Here is a 21,962-nt window from a genome sequence, read left to right as displayed (position 1 = left end):
CTAGAATTTCGACGAAATAAGGTATTTTAGCCAGGCGTATTATCTGACTTCCACAGGCAGGAGTACGGTATTTATCCATGGCACGATTGGAGTTCTTCGATAGACTCGCATCATTTGAAAACGATATAGCGATAATCGACAGGAACGGCTCGTACAGTTACGAAGCTCTGCTCGCTTACGCCCGCTCTGTCGCGTCGTGTCTTCTTTCGAACGAGAAAGACCTGAGGGAAAAACGGGTCGCGTTCATGGTCCCGTCCTCGTTCGACTACGCGGCCGTCATGCTCGGCGTGTGGCTCGCGGGCGGCATAGCCGTTCCTCTCTGCGTATCTCACCCCGACCCCGAGCTCGATTACGCGCTCCGGGACTCGGGGGCGGGATTCGTTATCGCATCGCCTGAATTCGAAGACAGGCTCAGACTACTCGCGGGTGAGAGGAATGCGGAATTCATCACCGTCGCGGATGCGCTCTCCTCCCGGCATCGGGACTTGCCTCGTCTGAGCGGAGAGAGGAGGGCGATGATAATTTACACGAGCGGTACAACGAGCAGGCACAAGGGCGTTGTCACGACACACGAAAACATCGGGGCGCAGATCGGATCCCTAGTCACCGCGTGGGAATGGTCCCGGAGCGATTTCGTTCTCGACGTGCTGCCCCTCCACCACCTCCACGGCATATTGAACGTGCTCCTCTGCGCCCTCTTCACGGGCGCGCAGTGCGAGATGATGCAGGGGTTCGATCCCCGGCGCGTGTGGGAGAAATTCATGGAGTGGGATTACACGCTCTTCATGGCGGTCCCGACCGTATATTCGAGGCTCATACGTACGTGGGACGAAGCCGGGGAGGAGGAAAAGAAAAGAATGAGCGCTGCCTGCCGGAAGATGCGTCTCATGGTCTCGGGCTCGGCGGCCCTGCCTGTGAGCACACTCGAGAAGTGGAGGGAGATAAGCGGACACGTGCTTCTCGAAAGGTACGGCATGACAGAGATCGGTATGGCGCTCTCGAACCCGCTCCGGGGCGAGAGGCGTCCCGGCCGCGTGGGCGCGCCGCTCCCGGGAGTAGATGTAAAGGTGATCGATGAGAGCGGGAATGTAATCGAGGGAGAAGGGGCAGGAGAGATCATAGTGAAGGGTAAAAACGTCTTCCTCGAATACTGGAACAACCCCGAGGCCACGAGAGAGGCTTTCATGGAAGAGGGGTGGTTCGTGACGGGCGACCTGGCCGAGAGGGACGCTCACGGGAGCTACAGGATACTCGGTAGGAAGTCGGTCGATATTATAAAGAGCGGCGGCTACAAGATTTCGGCGCTAGAGGTAGAAGAGGCCCTGAGAGAGCACCCTTCCATAGAAGAGTGCGCCGTCGTCGGCATCGAGGACGAGGAGTGGGGAGAGAGAGTGTGCGCCGCCCTCGTCCTTTCGAGGGGCGGTGAGGTGCATCTGCAATCGCTGAGAGAGTGGTGCAGGGAGAGACTCGCCCCCTACAAAATCCCTTCCCGAATCATTACGGTCGGCGAGCTCCCCCGGAACCAGATGGGCAAGGTCATAAAGCCCGGAGTCATTGAATTATTCAGAGACATTTAAGCCGCCCCCCCGCAACGATCCCGCCGGTTTGCCGAACGAAAGATATGTTAAACAGAGAACCGATTCCGTATACTATACGTATCGTATTGGGAGGGAATGACGGGTTCGTGTAATGAACATTAAACTTCTATTCTCTTTGGCTCTCGCGTTGATCGTTGTGTCGTTTCCGCTCTGGGCTCACGGACAGAGCTTGGGCTCCAAAAGCGGAAACCTCGGTCAAAAAGTAGGGCAGTCGAAACTTTCTGCGAACAAGCAGGCCGGGCCCAATAATACGGCCGGCATGAGCGTTAACCCTAACTCGGGCCGGAATAATGGCCCCGGCAACAACTTTAACAAAACCCATAATAACCGCCGCGATTCCGGCGGTAACAAGGATAATTGGCACGGCGGCAAGGACAAGTGGCATGGTAAACATGACGACCACAAGTGGCGTCATAAATTTAACCCGCTCTATGCACCGTATTACTATCTCGGTTACTACGGCTATCCGCCTTATACCGGTTATTACGCTTACATAGACCCCGACTATCCATTCGGTTACGGGACTACGCTCGGCACAACTCTCGAAAGGCCAAGCAATCTGGAGGTTAACCAATTCCTCGAAGGCGCTCCTGCCCCTCAGGACTACCGTCAGGACGATTCCGGTGCCGGGGATGCATATACCGAACCCCCTCAGGATGCCGTCGTCGAGTATTACAATCCTTCTCCCTCCGGTGAGCAAACCATATATGTATGGGTCGACGAGGGCGGAGTGCGGAATTATGCGAACGACATCGACCTCGTGCCGGAGAGATACAGGGACATAGTGACGATCGTGGGCGCCGAATGACACTCTCTCCGCAATAAACCCGAAATCTTTACACGATTGGTGGCGGGTGAGCACCCGCGGGCGTACGATACTCAGCGCCAGCTGTGCTCAACAAAACCCGTTCGTCCTGAGGCGCGGAATCTGCGCTCATATATGATTACTCTGTTACTCCTCAGCTTTCGCCAAACAATGGAGCCCTGATAATACTGATCTGCGAGCCTGTCCTGAGCGAAGTCGAAGGGTCGAAGGACGCAGTTTTTCCCCTCCCCCATTTAAAAAAGGGGGGAGGGGCTGGATGGGGGTCTACCCTAGTGTTCAATCAATTAAGAAATCTTTTCCCTTCACTAACCCAGCCCCCCAAATATCTGCCCTTCCCATTATTGACAATCCCATTCTGAGTCGTTAAACAATTAGTGTGAAATTAAAGAGGACGGCGATGTTTCCCATCCACCAAGAGCTGGGAGCGAGGATTGTAGAGTTTGCGGGATGGGAGATGCCGGTTCAGTACGAGGGTCTACGGGAGGAGCATCTCGCAGTCAGACGCGATGCGGGCCTGTTCGATGTGAGTCACATGGGAGAGATAGAGATAAGGGGAAAGGAAGCCGCGCTCTTCTGCCAGCGTATAACGACGAACGACGTCGGCGTCGTGCGGGACTTCCAGGCCCAGTACACGCTCTTCTGTAACCATCAAGGCGGTGTCGTCGACGACGTGATTTTGTACAAGCTCGCGGAGGATAATTTCTTATTCTGCGTGAACGCTTCGAACACGGCGAAAGACTACGAATGGATAATCGGGGCCAACGATAATTACGATATAGAGATCGAGGACAGGAGCGCTCAATACTCGCAGATCGCGCTGCAGGGCCCGCGCTCCGGGACTATTTTATCGGAATGCCTGTCGGCGGATATGAGCTCGCTGAGGAGGTTCCATTTTCTTCCGTTTACGTGGAAAGGCATGGATATGCTTGTGGCGAGGACGGGTTACACGGGAGAAGACGGGTTCGAGATATTCCTGCCCTGGGACGGGGGTCCTGCGCTCTGGAACGGCCTCACGGAGTCCGGACGGGCTTGCGGGGTCAAGCCCTGCGGGTTAGGCGCGCGCGACACGCTCAGGATCGATATGGGCTACTCCCTCTACGGGCACGAGATAAGCGACGACATAAACCCTTTCGAGGCGGGGCTCGGAAGGTACGTGAAGATGGACGCAGGTGATTTCATCGGCAGGGACGCGCTGAACAAGGTTCTCGCCGAAGGCGTCAAACGCCGCATATACGGATTTCGGATGATAGACCGCGGCATACCGAGGGAGGGTTACAGGGTGTTCAGGGACGGTACTGAGATCGGCCGCGTTACCAGCGGGACTTTATCCCCTAGCCTTGAAAAATCGATAGGGATGGGTTATCTAACAAGTGAAGTCGCGATCGGCGACAGGATACAAATCGAGATTAGGAATACTTTCAGGGAGGCTCAGGTGGTAAATATTCCCTTCTATAAAAAGGATATTAATTAAGGAGATCTGACGATGGTGCAAATTCCTGACGAACTCAAATACACCGGAGATCACGAATGGGCGATGGAAGAAGGTGATTTGCTCGTGATCGGTATCACGGATTACGCGCAGGACGCCCTTGGCGAGATCGTCTATATCGAGCTCCCGAGCGAAGGGGACGAAATAACGAAGGGCGACCCTTTCGGCGCAGTGGAATCGACGAAGGCCGTGTCGGATCTCTATGCCCCCGTGAGCGGCGACGTGGTCGAGGTCAACGAAGTTCTGCTCGACGCCCCCGAGACGATTAACGGAGACCCGTACGGGGAAGGGTGGATGATAAAGGTAAGGCCTTACGACCCCAAAGAGCTTAACGATTTGATGGACTTCGAAGAGTACGCGGAATACGTAGAGAAGGAAATGGAATAATAGAATTGAACGACGGGTTCTTTTCGGGCTCCGCATTCGTGAATCGAGCCCGGTCTATTCATTTGGTCGGTCGGTCCTCCGGTATATAATTATAAAATCCCGGTGCAATAAACAGCCACATGGAAACTGAACAGGACGGATACCCTACATTTGCGAGGAGGCATATAGGCCCCGATAAAGCGGAGCTCGATGCCATGCTCGGTGTAGTCGGTGCAGAGTCCCTGGACGAGCTCATTGAAGAGACGGTCCACCCGTCCATCAGACTGAAAAAAAGTTTGAACCTCCCTGAAGGTATAAGCGAATACGAGCTCCTCGAGGATTTAAGAAAGAAAGCCGGTATGAACAAGCTGTTCAAGTCCTATATAGGCCTCGGCTATTACGACTGTGCGACGCCAGGCGTAATTCAGAGAAACATACTCGAGAATCCGGGCTGGTACACGCAGTACACGCCCTATCAGGCGGAGATATCGCAGGGGCGTCTCGAAGCGCTCCTCAATTTCCAGACCATGGTCGTCGATCTCACCGGTATGGATATCGCGAACGCGTCCCTCCTCGATGAAGGGACAGCGGCGGCTGAAGCCATGACTATGCTCCACCGCGTCGCCGACAGGAAGCCCGGCGCAAACGGCCGGGACGTCTTCTTTGTTTCGGAGAAATGCTTCCCACAGACGATAGACGTGCTCAAGACACGCGCCGAGCCTCTGGGAATAGAGCTCGTCGTCGGAGACCACGCGCGGTTCGGTTTCGGTGAAGGCGTCTTCGGTGCGCTCCTCCAGTATCCGGATACCGACGGCGGGGTTCACGACTACTCGGACTTCATAAATAAAGCGCACGAGCGGGGCGTGCTCGTGGCCGTCGCAGCCGATCTCCTTTCCCTCGCGCTCCTTACGTCCCCCGGGGAGTTCGGGGCGGACGCCGTCATAGGCTCGGCGCAGAGGTTCGGCGTCCCCATGGGGTTCGGAGGTCCGCACGCCGCATACTTCGCGACGCGGGAAGGGTTCGCTCGCCAGATACCCGGCAGGATAATCGGCGTATCTATAGACTCCCACGGGGACCCCGCATACAGGATGGCGCTACAGACGAGGGAGCAGCACATCAGGAGAGAGAAAGCGACCTCGAACATATGCACCGCGCAGGCGCTCCTCGCGATCATGGCCTCCATGTACGCGGTCTACCACGGCCCCTCCGGTCTCAAGGCCATAGCAGCGAGAATTCACAGGTCGGCGGCCGTGCTCGAAAGCGAGCTTATCAGGCTGGGAGTCGCACAGAGGAACGAGCATTACTTCGATACGTTGAAAATGGACCTCGGAGAGGGCTCCGGTCCGCTCATGGATAAAATCAGATCGTACGCTGAAAAGTCCCGGATCAATTTCAATTACATAGACGGCAGCCATATCGGAATCTCTCTCGATGAAACGACGAGTCCTGACGATATACGGGAAATCGTGAAAGTCTTTTCCAGCTCGCTAGGTTCGGAATCAAAGGCTCGTAATATCGGTCCCGGCAGCGGGGATTCGGGTCCGAGGATACCGTCCGGACTCGCGCGTAAGAGCCCTTACCTCACACACCCTGTGTTCAACAGCTTTCACTCAGAGACCCTGATGCTCCGGTATATAAAAAAGCTCGAGAGCAAGGACCTCTCGCTCGCGACGTCGATGATACCTCTCGGGTCCTGCACCATGAAGCTCAACGCTACGACGGAGATGGTCCCGGTAACGTGGCCCGAGTTTTCGAAGCTCCATCCGTTCGCGCCAGCAAGCCAGACGCGGGGTTATTCAAAAATATTCAGGGAGCTCGAGCGTTATCTGTCCGTGATCACGGGTTTCCCCGCTGTTTCGCTGCAGCCCAACTCCGGGGCCCAGGGCGAATATTCTGGTCTCATGGTCATAAGGGCTTACTACAAGGACAGGGGCGAGGGCCGGAGGAACGTGGCGCTCATACCGTCTTCGGCGCACGGCACTAACCCAGCGAGCGCCGCTCTCGCGGGCATGAAAGTAGTCGTCGTAGATTGCGACGAGCGCGGGAACATCGACCTCGGCTCGCTCAGGAAGAAGGCGGAAGAGCATAAAAACGAGCTCGCGGCGCTCATGGTCACTTATCCTTCGACTCACGGAGTTTTCGAGGAGAAGATAAAGGAGATATGCTCGATCGTCCACAGGAACGGAGGCCAGGTCTATATGGACGGGGCCAACATGAACGCTCAGGTGGGTCTCACTAACCCCTACATAATCGGCGCCGACATTTGCCACCTGAATCTCCATAAAACATTCAGCATCCCCCACGGCGGAGGCGGTCCCGGAATGGGCCCTATATGCGCGCGCAGGCATCTGGCGCCTTACCTGCCCGGCCACGCCCTCGTAAAGACCGGGGGAGAGAAGCCGATCCACGCAGTGGCGTCGGCCCCCTGGGGGAGCGCGAGCATACTGCTCATCTCCTATGCGTATATCAGGATGCTCGGGAAGGACGGCGTTACGGACGCGACGAAATACGCGATACTCAACGCCAATTACATTAAATCGAGACTCGAAAAGGTCTATGACGTGGTTTATACGGGATCACGCGGAAGGGTGGCTCACGAATTCATACTCGACATGAGACGTTTCAAGAAGGACGCGGGCATCGAGGTCGAGGACGTGGCCAAGAGGCTCATGGATTACGGGTTCCACGCGCCCACCGTCTCATGGCCCGTCGCCGGGACCGTAATGATAGAGCCTACGGAGAGCGAAGCGAAAGCCGAGCTCGACCGCTTTTGTGACGCGCTGCTCTCGATAAATCAAGAGGTAGGGGAGATCGCCGAAGGGGCAGCAGACCGAGAGGACAACGTGCTCAAGAACGCCCCCCTCACGGTTCGTGAGGCTTCGGGAGATGCATGGAATCACCCCTATCCCAGGCACAAGGCGGCATATCCGCTCCCATATTTGGAGGAGTACAAATTCTGGCCCCCTGTCGGCAGGATAAACAACCCCTACGGCGACAGGAACCTAGTCTGCACCTGCCCGGATATTAAGTCCTACGAGGAGTAGTCCCGTCCTTGGGAATCTAGTCTTTATTCTGTATCGTGTATCCCTGCGTCATGCCCCTAGGAGCGGCATCTTGCCGCGACCATCTGAAAACCTAACATACCCTGTCATTTCGAGGCGCGGCCGAGAAATCTATTGTTTGCCTTAGCTTTTCATACCCTCCTTTAGCAAAGGAGGGCTAGGGTGGATTTATATTTCTTTTTTATCTGTAATGCTGAACCCTGTCCTGAACTTGTTTTCAGGACGGGAAAAGAGGAAAACATAAATTGCCCTCTTTATATATTCCAACTCCTTAAGCAAGCTCAGGCTTGGCATCTACAATTACGTCTACCAAGCGGCTACTGCTTATCGTTAATCACCGAATTGATGTCTATAAACGGAATCGCATCTCCCCCCGTGAACTTCGGCAGTGTGCCGTCCCATTTCTCGGACATTCTCAGCTGTATCAGTTCCGGGTTGTCCTTGAGCGCCTTCGCCTCACGCGCGATCGCGTCGGCCTTCGCTTTCGAGCGTGCTTCTATGTCGTATGCGGCGGCATCGGCGGCGAGCTTCTGCTCCTGATATGCGGCTTCCGCCTGCGTGACCCTCTTGGTCTTCTCGTTCCTCGCCTGGAGCGCCTCCTGCTCCGCCTTCACCTTGAGCTCGATCGCCCTGTTGAACTCGTCCGAGAATTCGAAATCGGTGATCGCGACGTTCGAGATCTTGAGGGCTGCCGGGACATTTTTGTCTTTTAAGGTTACGTCGATGAAGTTGTCTATGGCTTCCTGTATCTGGAGCTTGACCTCGGCCCTCTTCGTCACGAGCTGCTCGGCCGTGTACTGGGCGGTGATAGCTTTCACGGACTCCTGGATCGCGGGCTCGATCACCGTAGCCGCAACCACGTCGCGCGTGCCTATCTTCTGGAACGTCTCCGGAGCCGCGGGTCCCAGGAGCGAGTACTGCACCGTGACCTGGGTCTGGACCGTCTGTAAGTCTTTGGACGCCGCCGCGGACTTCGACTGCGCCTTGTTGAGCCTCACGTCTATCTGCTCGACCTTGTCGACGAACGGCTTCTTGAAATGGAAGCCTTCAGAGAGCGGCACGGGCTGTACCGCCCCGAGTGTCCTTACGACGCCGACGTGCCCGCTCTCCACTATGACGAACGAGCTCGTAGCGAGGATTATTATGACGATGATCAAAATAGGGTAAAGAAAATTCAGTCTTTGCAAACCCGGTCTTATTGACATTCTGGAACCCCCCTTTGCTTCTTTGTTATGAGGTTATAAATATAGCCGGAAATGGTCAGTTACATGAGGTGGATTTTAATGCGCTGCTACCATCTTCCGTCGAGCACCCTGAGCCTTATATCTCTCCTTCCGTTCCACTTGTTGAATTCCGGCGTGAATGCGAGATCGATCCTGCCGGGCAGCTCCGGGACCTCCCCGGAGTTGAACCATATCGCCTCGAAGGATTTCGTTCCCTGTTTCACCCTCAGTCCGAGATGCTTGTCCTTGAACGTCCGCTGCGAGAGGACTTCCACCGAACGGGCCACGAGCACCGGCTCCGGGTTCCCTATCCCGTAGGGCTCCAGCATGCCGAACTCGGTGAGGAGCTCGTCCGTCAGCTCCGGGAATTCCACCTCGCAGTCGATATCCAGCCCGGGCTTGTAAGCGTGCCCCGAGCCCGCGATTGCATTCTCGAACATCGCCCTGAACTCGTCTATCTTTTCCGCTCTGATGGAGAGCCCCGCCGCAAGCTCGTGTCCGCCGAACTGCTCGAAGAGCTCCCGGCATTCGGAGATAGCGCTGTATATATTCACGCCTTCGACGCTCCTTCCCGAGCCCTTCCCCAGGCCCTTTCCGTCTATGGCTATAAGTATCGCGGGCTTATCGTATTTCTCGACTATCCTCGATGCGACTATGCCGATTATTCCCGGATGCCATCCGGTCGACGCGAGCACTATTGAATTCGCGTTGAGTATGCCGGGGTCGGATTCGATCTGACTCACGGCTTCGGCGAAAATTTCTGCCTCCATATTCTGCCTCTCCGAATTCTCCCGGCTGAGGGCCTTCGCTATCTCCCTCGCGCTCCCGATGTCGTCCGATATGAAGAGCTCGACGGCTTTTCCCGCCGTGCTCAGCCTTCCCGAAGCGTTCACCCTCGGCCCTAGCTTGAACCCGAGGTCGTACGTATTCACCGCCCCGGTGATGCTGCTCGCTTCCTTTAGTGCGAGCACCCCTGTTCTCTTCGGATTCTCCATCCTCTTTATACCCTCTTTCACGAATATACGGTTCACGTCCATGAGCGGCGCGCAGTCCGCCACGGTCCCTAAAGCGACGAGATCCAGGTAGTCGGCCAGGTTAGGCTCCCCTTGTCTGAAGAAGCCGTCTTCCCTGAGCGCGCGCCTGAGCGCGACCGCCAGGTTGAACATCACTCCGACACCCGCGATGTTTTTCCCGGGATATTTGCAGTCGGATAACTGGGGATTGAGTATCGCTACAGCGTCCGGCAGCTCCTCCGGAGGCTTATGGTGGTCGGTCACGATGAAATCGGCTCCGAGCCGCTTCGCCTCCTCGACCTCTTTCACTGCGGTTATTCCGCAGTCCCCCGAGATTAAGAGCGTTACGCCTCCTCCTGCGAGCTTTTTTACCGCCTCGATATTTACCCCGTACCCTTCCTTTATCCTGTCGGGGTTGTAGAAAATGACATCCGCTCCCAGGCTCTTGAGGAAAGTGTAGAAAAGCGCGGTCGACGTGACCCCGTCCACGTCGTAGTCCCCGTAGATCGCAATTTTTTCCCTGTTCTCGATCGCCCGCTTGATTCGCTCCACGGCCTTGTCCATTCCCTTCATCAGATAAGGCGAAGGGAGGTCGAAGAGCGTGCTGTTGAGAAACAGGTTGGCCTCGGCTTCGCTTCCGATACCCCTGTTTATGAGTATCTGAGCCGTGAGGGGAGAGATACGGAGGTTTTTCGAAATCCTGTCTCTCAGCTTCGGGTTTTCTTTTTTTATTGTCCAGTTTTTCTTCATGGGAGCGGAAATGCAAGCTGTACGATATGTTCGATCCCGGCCGTCGCGGGGATTTGCTCAGGCCGTCTGCTCAGCCCGAATCGCGGCCCCTGAGGTAGTTGACGAGCCCGTTCAGGCCGAGAATATAACTGTCCGAGCCGAACCCGGATATGACTCCGACCGAAACCCCCGATATGAAGGACTTCTGCCTGAAGTCCTCCCTTTTATATATATTCGAGATGTGGACCTCCACCGCGGGCAGCCCGGCTGACAGTATTGCGTCTCTTATGGCGATGCTCGTGTGCGTGTACGCGCCGGGGTTGATGAGAATGCCGTCCGACTTCTTCATCGCGTCCTGTATCCTGCTCACGATCTCCCCTTCCGAGTTCGACTGGAATGTCTCGGTTTTGACGTCGAGTCTCTTCGCCTCTTCCCTGAGTAGCCTGTTTATCTCCTGGAGCGTGTTTGCGCCGTATATCGAAGGCTCCCGCTTGCCGAGCATGTTCAGGTTAGGTCCGTGTATGATGAGTATCTTCATGTGTGCGCTCACTCTCCTAGGAATCCCGCGCTTTTATTTATCAGATGGAGCCTCGACTTTGCGAGCTTCTCCCTGGCTGCCTCGTTTCCGGGGTCGTTCTCGATCATCTTTTCGAGCACCCGGCAGGCGCGCTCGAAGAGGCCCTGTGAGATGTAAATGTCGGCGATCGTCTCCGTGCAGAGCTCCTTCTCCTGTTGTCCCATGCCCGATTCGAGCTCCTCGAGGCTCTTCGATTCGAGCGCCGTCTTTATGCTCTCTCTCGCTGACTTGAATTCCTTCTCTTTTTTTTCCGCCGCCGTCAGCGCGGCTTCTATCTCCCCGAGCTCTGACACTATCGATCCGTCGTGCGGATGATACGCCGAGGCCGCTCTCAGGATTTCGAGTGCTTTCCCATAGGCTTCTTCGCTCTTGTGTATCTGCACCAGCATCTTGCATGCGGCAAGGTTGTCGGGGGCTAGCTCGACTACCGCCTGGAATTCCCTCTTCGCCTGTTCGATCAGCCACCTGTCGTAGTAAATTTTTCCGAGCAGGAACCTGCCCGTAACGCTCTTCTTATTATATCTCAATCCGTTTATCAATACATTTATGGCCTTGTCGACCTTACCCTGCTTGTAGAGCACCTGGGCAAGGAAGATAAAAGCGACGGACGAGGGGTCCTGCGTCAGTATCCTTGCGTACTTCTCTTCGTATTTGACGAGCTCGTCTTCGGCCGAGCGGTTATCTCCCGCCATTTCAACTAGAATCATAACATAAGACTAATATTTGAAACACAGCCCTTCATCCGGACAGCACCCCGTCTCCGTATATATATGTGAAAATATTGGGGGGGGAATTTTTTTTCTTGGAGGAAGCCGGATTAGGGGTTATAACTGAATAAAACTCGAAGGAGGATTTATCATGCTGCGTCGATTGCCGGTGGTTTTCTCACTGCTCCTTATGCTGTCTCTCCCCGCCTGGGGTTATAACACTGATAACGGCGGAATTTACGATGAAGATGGAAACAGGATTCATCTTTACGGCGTAAGCTGGTTCGGCTTCGAGACTGGGGACCACGTGGTCCACGGACTCTGGGCGAGGAACTGGAAAGATATGCTGAGCCAGATTAAGGGGCTCGGGTTCACGGCCGTCAGGCTCCCCTTCTGCCCTGCGACTTTAAACAACACGAACGTATCGAGCATAAACTATTCTCTCAATCCTGATCTCCAGGGTCTGAGGTCCCTCGACATTTTCGACAGGGTGATAAACGAGCTCGACGCTCAGGGAATTTATATAGTCCTCGATTTCCATAATTACGACTGCCAGTCCATAAACGAGCTCTGGTACTCGCCATCCTATACGGAGGATGAGTGGATAGACGACCTCGTCTTCGTCGCCGGGAGATACGAGGGTATCGCTCATTTCGTCGGGATAGACATAAAGAACGAGCCTCACGGCCCCGCGACATGGGGTACGGGAAGCGAACAGACGGACTGGAACACGGCCGCGGAAGAGGCGGCGGGAGAGGTCCTCGCTGCTAACCCCGATGTCCTTGTATTCGTCCAGGGCATTCAGGACAACCCCGTATGCAGCGGCTCAACAGCCCACTGGTGGGGAGGGAACCTCGAGCCCTTCGAGTGCTACCCGCTCGACATACCCGCCGACAAATTGGTGCTGAGCCCGCACGTCTACGGCCCGGACGTTTTCGTCCAGCCGTATTTCAACGCCGCCTCTTTCCCGGATAATATGCCCGCAATCTGGGAGAAGCATTTCGGATACCTCACCGACCTCGGATACTCGGTCGTGATAGGCGAATTCGGGGGGAAGTACGGGCACGGGGGCGATTCGAGAGACAAGACGCTTCAGGACGCGCTCATAGACTACATGGACGGAAAGGGCATGACCGATTTCTTTTACTGGTCGTGGAACCCGAACAGCGGCGACACTGGAGGGATACTCAGGGACGACTGGAAGAACGTCTGGCAGGATAAGGTCGATCTGCTCCGCGTGTTGATGGACGGAAGCGGCGGAGAGCCCGGGGATGAGCCTCAATGCTCGGACGGCACTGATAACGACGGAGACGGGCTTACGGATTATCCCGATGATCCGGGCTGTGCGTCCGCGGACGGCGACAGCGAAGAAGGCGGTCAGCCCGGAGGCGGCGATAACCTCGCCGTCAGCGTTAAGATAAACGACGACTGGAAGACGGGCTACTGCGCTCAGGTCAAGGTTACCAACAACGGCACCCGGGTCTCCGACTGGAAGGTTACGTTCACGGTCGAGGGCAAGGTCAGGGAGATGTGGAATGCGGTCTATGTGCAGTCGGGCGATTCCGTTACGGCCGAAGGGGTCTCGTGGAACAACATGGTCAATCCCGGACAGTCGGTCGATTTCGGCTTCTGCGCCGATAGAACTAGCGCGCCTCCCACACCTGTACCTACGCCTGTTCCTACTCCCAAACCCACTCCGGTGCCTACGCCCGTACCCACGCCCGTGCCGACTCCTTCACCTTCGGGGGATGTTACAGCTACAGTCCGTATAACGGACGACTGGAAGACAGGCTACTGCGCGGATGTGACTGTGGAGAACACTACGTCGGCCAATGTGGACTGGGTCGTGAAGTTCAACATACAGGGAAGGGTAAGGAATATGTGGAACGCCGCCTACACTCAAACGGGGAGCGAGGTAAGAGCCGAAGGTGTCTCGTGGAACAACATCGTACGCGCGCATAGCTCCGTCAATTTCGGCTTCTGCGCTCTGCGATAGATTGTGGAAAGAAAATCGGGTAGCGGGTCGTTTGGGCTTTATCTTTCCCGACATTCACAGAATCCGGCGGCACACAATGTGTGCTCATATATGATCCTACCGGATCTCCTCCGCCTGACCAATTAAATCCCTCTCCCTTGAGGGGAGAGGGATTGGGTGAGGGTGTCACCTTTCACTCATCAATCCAACATATCCCGATCGTCCTGAGCCTGTCGAAGGACGGTTCCCGCAGGCATACGGTCCTTCTGTGTCTCTTCTGCTTAAATCAGCAACGAAACCCAACCCGTTCGCCCTGAGGCGCAGAACCTGCGCTCGTATACGATTCCTTACTTACTCCTCTGCGTTAGCCAGACAATGGAGCAGGAAAATCCTGAACTGCGCGCCTGTCCTGAGCGAAGTCGAAGGATCGAAGGGTTGAACGGGTATCACTAACGTAGGTATAGGGTGGAATTGATGGCTTCCCTTCGGCTTCTGCACTATACGTTATTATCCAAGGGACCGCGTAGTTGCGGGGCCGCTCAGCCCTCTTTCCTCCCCCGCATCTTTCTCCTCATCATGTTGAGGAGGAACCCGGCCTCCTCGATCCTTAATATCTTCGTGAGGATTATAAATACGATCCCCGAGCCGCCTATGGAGAGCGCGAGAACGGCTAGTTTTCTGACCGAGAATGCGGACCCTGTCCAGTCGGCGTAGGTCGATATCCACCACGCGGCTGCGGCCATCACCGCCGAGACGACGACCATCTTGAGGCAGAAAAGTATGATAGTCCCCGCTTTCAGGTCCCCTGTTCTTCTTTCGAGAAGATATATGAGCGTTAGGAAGTTGAATACGGACGAAGCGGAGTTAGCGAGCGCGAGTCCAGTATGGTTGAGCTTGAGGGTGAACCCCAGCACGAACCCGAGCGCGGCGTTAAGAAGGAACGCGAAGAACGCTACAACGACGGGGGTCTTCGTGTCCTGCATCGCGTAAAATGCGGGTGCCGTCACCCTCAGCCCTCCCACGGCCCAGAGCCCGAGGCAGTATCCGAACAGTGTCTGTGAAGTGAATACGGTGGCCTCGTACGTGAACTCCCCCCTCTGGTAGAGGAGGTTGCATATCGGGATGCGGAGCGCGATCAGGCCCGCGAGCGCCGGTATGAGAATGAAGAGCATGAGCTTGAGCGTGAACGTATAGGTCTCGTGGAATTTTTCATAGTCCCCCCTGCTTATGTAACTCGACAGGCTCGGCAGAAGCACGGTCGCGATCGATACCGCGATTATGCCGAGCGGGAATTCCGTCAGCCTCTCCGCGAAGTATAGATAAGAGATCGTGCCCGCGGGCATGAACGAGGCGTATTGAGAGCTTACTATGAGGTTGAGGTTGTATACCGCAAGTCCGAAAAGCTGCGGCACGAGCAGCAGCCCTATGCGCTTGACAGCAGGGTTGCGGAAGTGTGTCGTGAAGCTGAACAGAAAACCTTTCGCCCGGAGGAACGGCAGCTGTATCAGGAGCTGCAGCGCGCCTCCCAGTATCACGCCTGCCGCCGCTGAGAAAATCGGCAGGTCGAAGCTCCTGAAGAGAACGAATATAGCGAGGATCATTGAGACGTTGAGTAGCACCGGGGAAAACGCGGGAGCGAAAAAATGCCTTAGCGAGTTAAGCACTCCCATGGAGAGGGCCGTAAGGGAGATAAAAAATATGTAGGGGAACATTATCCTGTTGAGCGCGACTGATAAATCGAACGTCTCCTTGTCGAAGCCGTACGCGAAGAGCTTTACTATGTAGGGGGAAAAAATTATACCGAGCAGCGAGATTATTATCGTTATCGTGAAGAGGAGGCTGAAGACAATGTCCGAGACCTCCTTCGCATCCTCATTGTTCTTCTTCTCGAGCGTCTCTGTAAAGACGGGGATGAAGGAGATGGTGAGCGACCCCTCGGCGAAGAGCCTCCTCAGCAAGTTCGGTATCCTGAAAGCGATCCAGAATGCGTCCGTGAATGCTGTCGCGCCGAAAAAGTAGGCCATGACCATGTCCCTTATGTACCCTGTTACGCGGCTAAGGAACGTGAGGAAGCCGATCATTCCGGCCGAGCGGGCTATTTCGTGTTTATCGCTCATATCGGACGGGGCTTGGGGCGTTAAGTGCCCCAGGCCCGGCCTACCTCCTCGAACTCTATCTCTTTTTTTAAATTTTCCAGTATGCTGCGAGTTTCTTCCAACAGGTCCGGAGTGGTTATCACCTGAATGATCCCCGATTCCGGGTCGTCCGTCCTCACCCACGCCAGGTGCGAATAGGTGCCCATGATGGATTGGAAATACACGCTTTCACTGTTATTTTTGAGCTTTATCGATATAGTGGGCATAAACTCGGCTTCGGTATTTTAAATCACAAGATTATATACAACTTTATGCTTTTTTCCGAAGGTGTTAAATGATTCAGGGCCGAAATTCACCGATTTTCCTGTCATTGCTGTAGATGTTAAATAACTCGTGGCTGGGATTCTCTAATTTTCTTGTCATGCTGAACTTGTTTCAGCATCTCGTCTTTCTCCTTCCCGACATTCACAAACGATTCCGAACTAGTGAGGAATCGGTCTCTCTCACCTATAGTCCAGATTGCAACTTTCTCAGCTCCGATATTATCTGCTGGCAAATCGGCGGCACGCAATGTATGGCCCAGAATCTGTGCTCACACCCGATACATCTTAACCTCTTCCGCCCAAACCAACACACGAACCCCAACCCGTTCGTGCTGAGCGTGTCGAAGCATGGACGGGTTATGTCCCTCTGCGCCCGCGCCTCACCCGTCCGCACTGCTCGTCTCCCGAAGTTTTCTTGTCGGTCGAAGCTTTAGCGGAGTCCGAAGCGAAGGGGGAATCCCGTCTTTGGGTCGCGTTAACTAGAGCCTACAGAATCGGCGTGCGGACCGACTTTAGTTATCCTGTGGTACAAAGTGGCATTGTTATATTTTTATACCCGCCGGATTGGTAAATAATATATATAGTGATAACAATATGTTACAATGCATTATTAAAGCAAGCTCCCTCGGGATGCCCGAAAAACCATTCTTTTCATGCCAATACGTAAGTTAATTGCGAATGTTTTTATTTTAACCACCCGAACGGACTAAAAAATTGAAAAATAACACAAACTTACTTGACAAACTTAAGACAAAGTTATATAGTGGTTGTGAGTGGTATAAAGTGGCATAAGATGGTATGATATGTTCCGAGGACGATACGAACATACGATGACGGATAAAGGACGCGTGAGTATCCCTGCGAGGTTCCGGGAAGTATGCAGGGAAAAGTACGCGGATGAGACTCTGATCATTACAAATTTCGACAAATGCCTCGCGGCGTACCCGCTCAGGGAATGGAACGAGATCGAAAGAAAAGTGTCCTCCCTCCCCCAGTTCAGGCAGGAGGTCATATCATTCCTGAGATACCTGATGGGAGGCGCGGTCGACTGCCCCCTCGACGGTCAGGGCAGGGTCCTCATACCGCAGCCGCTCAGGAGCCATGCCCGCATCGATAAAGAGGTTATCATGATCGGCATGCTGACGAGGATAGAGATCTGGGCGAAGGAAGTCTGGGAGCAGGAAGAGCAGGGCCGCGCTTACGAAGAATTCAAGAAGAGCAGGGAGATTCTTGCGGGACAAGGACTATAAGGAGATGGAAAACGCGGTCGCTGAAATATCGCAGCCGGTCCATCGATCGGTGCTGAGCGAAGAGGTTGTGAGTTATCTCGTCACCCGGCCCGAGGGCGTATACGTCGACGCCACCCTGGGCATGGGCGGACACACCAAATCCATACTCGATCATACGCATTCGAGGTCTCTCGTCATCGGTCTCGACGTCGACGAGGAGTCGATCTCCATTTCCCGTGAGAGGCTCTCCGCGTATAACGGCCACGTAATTTACAGAAACAGCAATTTCTCCGACATAGATAAAGTGCTCGACGGTCTCGACATCAGGGAGGTCGACGGCATACTGGCCGACCTCGGGATGTCCTCATATCAGATCGAGACGAGCGAAAGGGGATTCAGCTTCATGAGGGAAGAGCCCCTCGATATGAGGATGGACCCGAGGCTCAGGTTTACGGCCTACGACCTCGTCAACGAAATGACCATGGACGAGATATCGAGGGTCCTCAGGATGTACGGGGAGGAGAAGTGGTCGAAAAGGATAGCGAAGAGGATAGTGGAGACGAGGAAAGAGAATCCCATCAGGACGTCCGCCGAGCTCGCGAGAGTTGTGTCGGAAGCCATACCGAGGAAATTCCACCCCGCGAGGATACACCCCGCGACGAAGACGTTCCAGGCGCTCCGCATAGCCGTCAACAACGAGCTCGAGAACATAAAGGAATTTATCGGGAAAGCCGTTTCCCGCCTGAGGATTGGCGGCAGGCTCGTGATAATCTCCTTTCACTCGCTCGAGGACAGGCTGGTTAAATCGAGCTTCCTCCGTATGTCCTCCCCCTGTGTCTGTCCGCCGGGGATGCCTGAATGCGGCTGCGGCAAGAAAAGGATTCTTAAGATAATCACGCGCACCCCGATAGTTCCCGGTGAAGAAGAGATACTTAACAACCCCAGGGCGCGGAGCGCCAAGATGAGGGTTGGGGAAAGGGTGTAGGAATGGGTCAGGTGAAGGTGCTAGGGTCGAGAGAGAAGGAGAAATCGGAGAGAGCCGGCCTCTCTACCGGGTTCGTGATACTCGTGCTTATTGCGCTCGCGCTCGCGCTCTTTTATGTCAGGTTCAAGGTCGAGGAGCTGAGGATCGGCTACGAGATTTCGAGGAACAACAGGCAGACGAACGAGCTGCTCAAGGAGAAGCGGAGACTCCAGTCCGAGTTCATGAGGGCGAAATCCCCCGACAGGCTCGAACAGACCGCGATTGAAATGGGGTTCAAGTACCCGACACAGGAAGACATAATCTATATAGAAGAGACCACTGTCGCAGACGGTAAAAAATGAAGCCGATGAAGAACGCGAAGAAGAGCTCGAAAAGGATTTCCCTCGGCAGGGACCTCGACAGGCCCAGATGGAAGATTGCGATCGTCGGGGCTTTCGTGCTCGTTCTTTTCGCTTCGGTCTGCATTAAAGCGCTCGATTTACAGGTGCTCGACCGCGAGCGGGCGTTCACGATAGCCAGGAAACAGCACCATGGGAGCTCGACGCTCCTCCCGCGCCGCGGGAAGATACTCGACCGCAACCTGAAGGAGCTCGCCGTCAACGTCGAGATAAAATCCGTCTTCGCCAACCCCTATGCGGTGAAGAATCCGGCGGAGCTGTCGAAGACGCTTTCGGAAAAGCTCGGGATGCCGGAAAAGACAGTGCTCCAGAAGCTCACATCGAAGTCCTCGTTCGTATGGCTCGACAGGCTCGTCGATCCCGCTGTTACGACCGAGCTCGAGCAAATGAAGATCGAAGGGATAGGATTTATAGAAGAGCCCAAGCGAGTCTATCCCAACGGGCCGCTCATGGGTCAGGTGCTCGGCTTCACTAATATAGATTCGACCGGCATCGAGGGCATCGAATACCGGTATGACGGCCTCCTTATCGGAAAGCCCGGAAAAATCACGCTCAAGAAAGACGCCCTCGGAAGAAAGATCATAAACAACCCCGATATAGTCGAGGACTTCGACGAAGAGAAAACCGCGGGCCACGACATCATCCTCACAATCGATTCCCAGATACAGCACATAGTCGAGAGGGAGCTCAAAGACGGCATTGAGAAAATGAACGGCGAGAAGGGAATGGCCATCCTCCTCGACCCCGAGACAGGCGAAGTGCTCGCCATGGCTTCCTACCCTTTTCTCGATCCCAACAAATACGGCGACTTCCCGCTCGATTACAGGAGGAACCTCCCCGTCTGGTATACCTACGAGCCCGGCTCCACCATGAAGACCTTTCTCGCCGCGAGCGCGCTCCAGGAAAAGGTCGCGAACCCCTCCACTGAGTTCTACTGCGAGAACGGCAGGAGGCAGGTGGGAGCCAAGATTATAAAGGACGTCCATCCCTACGGCACACTCACGTTTGCGGACGTAATAAGGGTGTCGAGCAACATCTGCGCGTCCAAGATAGGGGAGATGCTCGGCAAGGAAAAATACTACAGCTATCTCAAGAAATTCGGCTTCGGAGACAAGACAGGAATAGACGTCCCGGGAGAATCGAGCGGCAGGGTCACGAGCCCGAAATCGTGGGGCAGGATCGAGCTCGCCACCATCTCGTTCGGCCAGGGAGTCTCCGTCACGTCGCTCCAGCTCGCGTCCGCGCTCTCGGCGATAGCGAACGGCGGATACCTTATGAAGCCTCACATGGTCAGGGAGATAATAGGCCCCGACGGGAATGTAATCAGGGATAATAAACCGGAGGTCGAAAGCCGGGTAATATCATACGACACCGCGGTAGAGATGACGCGGATTCTGGAGAGTGTGGTTGAAGAGGGGACGGGAAAGAAGGCGGCCATCCCCGGCTATAAAGTCGCGGGAAAGACCGGGACCGCGCAGATACCCGACCCGGTCAACGGCGGTTATTATAGCGACCGGTATATAGCTTCCTTCATCGGGTTCGCGCCCTCGGACGACCCTAAGATAACGCTCGTCGTCGTGGTCGAGGCGCCCAAGAAATTGACCTACGGGGGCTCGGTTTCCGCGCCGATTTTCAGGCAGATCGCGGAGAAGGTGCTGTTCCACATGGGTATCTCGCCCCGGAAGGAGCTCGTCGGAGCGAAGATAATGCCCGACTTGAGCGGCAAGAGCGTAAGGGACATACTCAAATGGTCGGAACAGGAAGGCATCAAGGTCGAAGTCAAGGGGAGCGGCTACGTGACCGGTCAGAGTCCCTCTCCGGGGGATATGATTAAAGAAGGTATGGTATGTTCTATAGAGCTTAAACAGAATATATGACGCTAAGGGAAATAATTCGAGGAATAAAAATAAAAAAGTTCGATGGAGACGACGGGTTAGAGATTTCAGGGATTTCAATCGATTCGAATAAGGTGAAAGAGGGATACCTGTTCGCCGCGCTCAAGGGAGAAAAGACAGACGGCCACAGGTACATAGACTCGGCGCTCGGTAACGGCGCGAGGGCTTTACTAGTCGAAGACGAGCCCGGGAGGACCTGCCACGGAGTCTCCGTTATAGTTGCTGAGGATTCGAGGGAGTCGCTCGCGAAGGCTGCGGCGAATTTTTACGGCAATCCCGCTGACGAGCTCTGCCTCGCGGGTGTCACGGGCACGAACGGAAAAACGACGGTTACCTACCTTCTCGAATCGATATGGAAGGAGGAGCGGAGGAACCCGGGCGTCATAGGCACGATCGAATACAGGTACGCGGGCAGGAGGGTCGATGCCCCGATGACGACCCCGGAGTCGCTTGATCTTATGAGGCTGCTTAGAGAAATGAGGGACTCGGGAGTGGACTGTGCGGCTATGGAGGTTTCCTCTCACGCCATCGACAGAAAAAGGGTGCTCGAATGCCACTTCGACGCCGCTGTCTTTACTAACCTGACACAGGACCACCTTGACTACCACGGCACGATGGAGAATTACTATAACGCAAAGAAAAAGCTCTTCACCGAGCTGCTCAGGGATAGCAATAAAAAGAACAAGTTTTCGATTATAAACATCGACGACCCTTTCGGGAGAGAGATCGCCAGAATTGCTCCCGGCGCTGTCTTGACGTACTCGCTCAGGGATAAGAACGCCTCCGTTTTCGCCGAGAGCTACAGGGTCTCCGAGGAAGGCATAACCGCGCGAGTCGATACTCCCTACGGACGGGTCGAAATAAAATCGCCTCTCTTCGGCGAGCACAATCTGTCGAATATACTGGCATCCGTAGCGGCCGCGCTTTCACTGGGTTCCCCGCCCGGGGCCGTGGAGCGCGCCGTGGCAAGCTTCACCGCCGTGCCGGGGAGGCTCGAGAGGGTAGAGAACGCGCTCGGTTTTCAGGTGCTGGTCGATTATGCGCATACCCCTGACGCGCTCAAAAACGTGCTCAACGCGGTAAGGCCGCTTACGGCGGGCAAAGTGATACTCGTGTTCGGATGCGGCGGGGACAGGGACAGGACGAAGAGGCCAAAGATGGGCATTATAGGCAGGGAGCTTACGGACGTCCTGATCGTCACGTCGGACAACCCCCGCACCGAATCACCCGAAGATATAATAGACGATATAGAGCGCGGCGTCTTCGAGTCAGGTACAGACAACAGACCCTATTTCAGGATATCGGACAGGAAAGAGGCCATCAGAAAAGCCCTCGGCATAGCCCGCGAGAAAGATACGGTCCTCATAGCCGGCAAGGGGCACGAGGATTATCAGATACTGGGCACCAGGAAATTCCCTTTCGACGACAGGACGGTCGCAGGGGATATATTGAAGGAGATGCTTAATTAGTT

The 21,962-nt window shown here is 55.0% G+C and carries 17 protein-coding genes; 11 read left to right on the top strand and 6 right to left on the bottom strand.

Features of this window, described 5'->3' with window-relative positions:
- Window positions 1-77 precede the first annotated feature (77 nt).
- The 5 genes from AB1598_13495 to gcvP all read left to right on the top strand — a co-directional run bounded on the left by AB1598_13495 (window position 78) and on the right by gcvP (window position 7,323).
- Window positions 78-1,577, top strand: a complete 1,500-nt coding sequence (locus AB1598_13495) for an acyl-CoA synthetase (GenBank protein ID MEW6146019.1) — start codon at window positions 78-80, stop codon at window positions 1,575-1,577.
- A gap of 112 nt (window positions 1,578-1,689) precedes the next feature.
- Window positions 1,690-2,406, top strand: coding sequence for a hypothetical protein (locus AB1598_13490; protein MEW6146018.1), 717 nt, complete (start codon window positions 1,690-1,692; stop codon window positions 2,404-2,406).
- Window positions 2,407-2,800: 394 nt separating this feature from the next.
- Complete coding sequence (gene gcvT / locus AB1598_13485) at window positions 2,801-3,895, top strand: glycine cleavage system aminomethyltransferase GcvT (protein ID MEW6146017.1); 1,095 nt, start codon at window positions 2,801-2,803, stop codon at window positions 3,893-3,895.
- Between the two features lie 12 nt (window positions 3,896-3,907).
- Entirely contained in the window at window positions 3,908-4,300 is a 393-nt protein-coding gene (gene gcvH, locus AB1598_13480; GenBank protein MEW6146016.1) for a glycine cleavage system protein GcvH, read from the top strand.
- 119 nt (window positions 4,301-4,419) lie between these two features.
- The gene (gene gcvP / locus AB1598_13475) at window positions 4,420-7,323 is read left to right on the top strand and encodes an aminomethyl-transferring glycine dehydrogenase (protein MEW6146015.1); all 2,904 of its coding nucleotides are present in this window, start codon (window positions 4,420-4,422) and stop codon (window positions 7,321-7,323) included.
- Between the two features lie 335 nt (window positions 7,324-7,658).
- Here the strand turns inward: gcvP and AB1598_13470 are convergent, their stop codons facing one another.
- From AB1598_13470 to AB1598_13455, 4 genes are all read right to left on the bottom strand, one after another.
- Window positions 7,659-8,546 (bottom strand): prohibitin family protein, encoded by an 888-nt coding sequence (locus AB1598_13470; protein ID MEW6146014.1) that lies wholly within the window; start codon window positions 8,544-8,546, stop codon window positions 7,659-7,661.
- A gap of 86 nt (window positions 8,547-8,632) precedes the next feature.
- Window positions 8,633-10,327, bottom strand: a complete 1,695-nt coding sequence (recJ, locus tag AB1598_13465) for a single-stranded-DNA-specific exonuclease RecJ (protein ID MEW6146013.1) — start codon at window positions 10,325-10,327, stop codon at window positions 8,633-8,635.
- A gap of 70 nt (window positions 10,328-10,397) precedes the next feature.
- The gene (gene aroQ, locus AB1598_13460) at window positions 10,398-10,844 is read right to left on the bottom strand and encodes a type II 3-dehydroquinate dehydratase (GenBank protein MEW6146012.1); all 447 of its coding nucleotides are present in this window, start codon (window positions 10,842-10,844) and stop codon (window positions 10,398-10,400) included.
- 8 nt (window positions 10,845-10,852) lie between these two features.
- On the bottom strand, window positions 10,853-11,590 hold the full coding sequence (locus tag AB1598_13455) for a tetratricopeptide repeat protein (GenBank protein MEW6146011.1): 738 nt from the start codon (window positions 11,588-11,590) through the stop codon (window positions 10,853-10,855).
- 151 nt (window positions 11,591-11,741) lie between these two features.
- Here AB1598_13455 and AB1598_13450 point away from each other — a divergent pair, with 151 nt between their 5' ends.
- Window positions 11,742-13,586 (top strand): cellulase family glycosylhydrolase, encoded by a 1,845-nt coding sequence (locus tag AB1598_13450; GenBank protein ID MEW6146010.1) that lies wholly within the window; start codon window positions 11,742-11,744, stop codon window positions 13,584-13,586.
- Window positions 13,587-14,104: 518 nt separating this feature from the next.
- On the opposite strand, the gene murJ is transcribed toward AB1598_13450, so the two are convergent.
- Window positions 14,105-15,682 carry a murein biosynthesis integral membrane protein MurJ gene (gene murJ, locus AB1598_13445; protein ID MEW6146009.1) on the bottom strand — a complete coding sequence of 526 codons (1,578 nt, stop codon included), beginning with the start codon at window positions 15,680-15,682 and terminating at the stop codon, window positions 14,105-14,107.
- A gap of 20 nt (window positions 15,683-15,702) precedes the next feature.
- Window positions 15,703-15,927, bottom strand: a complete 225-nt coding sequence (locus AB1598_13440; protein ID MEW6146008.1) for a DUF4911 domain-containing protein — start codon at window positions 15,925-15,927, stop codon at window positions 15,703-15,705.
- Window positions 15,928-16,787: 860 nt separating this feature from the next.
- On the opposite strand from AB1598_13440, the gene mraZ reads away from it, so the two are divergent.
- From mraZ to AB1598_13415, 5 genes are read left to right on the top strand one after another with little or no spacing between them, the layout of a single operon-like run.
- A complete protein-coding gene (gene mraZ, locus AB1598_13435; protein MEW6146007.1) occupies window positions 16,788-17,234 on the top strand; it encodes a division/cell wall cluster transcriptional repressor MraZ in 447 nt (148 codons plus the stop codon).
- Between the two features lie 4 nt (window positions 17,235-17,238).
- Window positions 17,239-18,198, top strand: coding sequence for a 16S rRNA (cytosine(1402)-N(4))-methyltransferase RsmH (rsmH, locus tag AB1598_13430; GenBank protein ID MEW6146006.1), 960 nt, complete (start codon window positions 17,239-17,241; stop codon window positions 18,196-18,198).
- 2 nt (window positions 18,199-18,200) lie between these two features.
- The gene (locus AB1598_13425; GenBank protein ID MEW6146005.1) at window positions 18,201-18,539 is read left to right on the top strand and encodes a hypothetical protein; all 339 of its coding nucleotides are present in this window, start codon (window positions 18,201-18,203) and stop codon (window positions 18,537-18,539) included.
- Window positions 18,536-20,473, top strand: a complete 1,938-nt coding sequence (locus AB1598_13420; GenBank protein MEW6146004.1) for a penicillin-binding transpeptidase domain-containing protein — start codon at window positions 18,536-18,538, stop codon at window positions 20,471-20,473. The genes AB1598_13425 and AB1598_13420 overlap by 4 nt, the downstream gene beginning before the upstream one ends.
- Window positions 20,470-21,960, top strand: coding sequence for a UDP-N-acetylmuramoyl-L-alanyl-D-glutamate--2,6-diaminopimelate ligase (locus tag AB1598_13415; GenBank protein ID MEW6146003.1), 1,491 nt, complete (start codon window positions 20,470-20,472; stop codon window positions 21,958-21,960). Before AB1598_13420 ends, AB1598_13415 begins: the two co-directional genes overlap by 4 nt.
- Window positions 21,961-21,962: the final 2 nt, after the last annotated feature.

This window comes from Thermodesulfobacteriota bacterium (assembly GCA_040754335.1).
Taxonomy (GTDB): domain Bacteria; phylum Desulfobacterota_D; class UBA1144; order Nemesobacterales; family UBA2774; genus 2-12-FULL-53-21.
The sequence above is the reverse complement of the archived record's forward strand: the minus strand, read 5'-3'. Positions and strand labels throughout refer to the sequence as shown.